Genomic DNA, 2,168 nt, shown 5'->3' on the forward strand with positions numbered 1-2,168 from the left:
ATATTAGATTTTGCAAATAAATTATATTTGGTTTCATTACAAGGTATAGCAGCACATTCTACAATAGGAGATCAAGAATATACTCCTAGTATTATAGCAAACATAGATACAATGATTCTAGATCAAGAAGCTTTAATAGTATCATATGATATGGCTAAACCAATAAAAATAAAAGTAAATACAGATTCATTAAAATATTTAGAAATGAGATTAGTTGATTTTATGTTTCAACCTGTTATACTTAAGTCTCCATTGTTTATAACATTAAAAATAAAACCAAGTACAAATGCTGATGTATATGACGTATTAACAAAATAAAAAAATATGAATATAATTATTTTAGCGTGATATTTTATTATTTTTATTTTCTAGAAAATGAGTTATTTGTTTGACATTTCAGTTGACCTTTATTCAGCTGCAAAAACAGAAGCAAGAAAAGAATATAAACAAAGAATAAAGAACGTAAAAGATAAAGCTAAGTTCAAGAAATATTTACGAGAGTTTATGTCAAAAGCTAATAAAGAGATATCATTTGATATAGATATAGGAGATGATGAAGATAAGAGATTAGCATTTACAGAAACATTAAGACATTTACAGAAGAATAATAAAAAGAAAGTTGTAGTTAAAAGTGAATCATTAGATGGAGAAGAATATAAATGGTTTACGTTATCGAAAGAAAGAAATATAGATTCAACAATTGGACATATAGCAGGAACAATAGATTTAAATTATGATTGTTCTGATAATAACCCTTATATAGGCAATTCATTTATTCCTTCTAAATATCAATTACTCTTCATTCATAATAAAAGGAGTGGAAGAAAAACAACATTTGCAGTCGATAAACAAGATAATAAAGGACAATTATATGAAGAAGAAATAGAAATAGATGAAGATTATAGAGAGAATCCTGAAGGTGGATTCTTTCCTTATATCAATTTATCTGATTTAGATTTAACTCAATATCAAATATTTAAGACCATAGATAAAAAGAACTATAAAGATAATTGTTTGGTATATGCTTGTATTCAATCAAAAGTATTTACAGAAGATGAAATCAATCATTTAAGGTATATGGTCAAAACACGTTTAGTCCCTAATAACCTGATATATGAGATATCTAAATACTTCAAATGTCATTTTATTGTTAGGCGTATAGAAGAACAATATGATATTAAACATCAACAACAAATAAAGATAGATACAAGAAAGAAAGAATGGGCAAAAGATTTTAACAGAACTGTAGACTTATTATTATACAAGAATCATTATATGATATATAAACCATTAAATGGAATGAAACCTATGACAATATTTCGTAAGCTATTTAAAGAAGGAAAATTTAGAGAGATAAAGAGTTGTGAAATGAATATATTAGCTACAAATGAATATAATAATAATCTAAATGATTTTACAGACCTTAACTATGATCATGATTTATGTACGAAATTAATAGATTCGTCAGAAATGAAAAAGGAGAGAGAATGGACAAAAATATATTATTCTGATTTTGAAACTGATACTACTATCTCACCTCATAGACCTTATCTTAATATCACTGTATATAGAACAAAAGAATTAATACATAAAATGATATTTGATGGACCTAATATCTCAGATAGATTATTAAACTCATTAGAAAACAATTCATTAACTTACTTCCATAACCTGAAATATGATGCTTGTTTCTTTATTAATACACCAGGTTGGGATGTACAGATAACAGAAAGAAATGGTACAATCCTACAAATAGTGATGACTAAGTATAAAGAAATTGAAGCTAAAGATAAACGGACGAAGAAGATGATAAAAATGACTGTAATAGAGAAAAGATTAACATTTAGAAATAGCTATTCCATTATACCTGCTGCTTTAGCTTCATTTGGTAAAATGTTTCAACTAAATGTTCATAAAGAGGTAATGGCTTATAAGATATATACAGAAAAGAATATAAAAAGAAAATATGTAAGTGCTCTTGAATTTCAATTACAGTATTATTTAGAGAATCAGGATAAACTTGAATTTAAACAAATTAAAGAAAATTGGAAACAACTAATAAATAATGCTAAAGCTTGTGGTGCATATGATAACATGAAAATAGATATAATGAAGTACGCTATATATTATTGTAAGCTTGATTGTATTGTATTAATGAAAGGAGTAGA

At 25.6% G+C, this 2,168-nt stretch carries 2 protein-coding genes; both read left to right on the forward strand.

Annotated features, from left to right (window positions below; all coding sequences use genetic code 11):
* The coding region (locus QZ306_RS10410) for a hypothetical protein (protein WP_295163629.1) at positions 1-318 on the forward strand (318 nt) is incomplete at its 5' end.
* Between the two features lie 66 nt (positions 319-384).
* The coding region (locus tag QZ306_RS10415; protein WP_295163631.1) for a DNA polymerase at positions 385-2,168 on the forward strand (1,784 nt) is incomplete at its 3' end.

The sequence above is a fragment of the uncultured Brachyspira sp. genome (genome assembly GCF_910588665.1).
Taxonomy (GTDB): domain Bacteria; phylum Spirochaetota; class Brachyspiria; order Brachyspirales; family Brachyspiraceae; genus Brachyspira.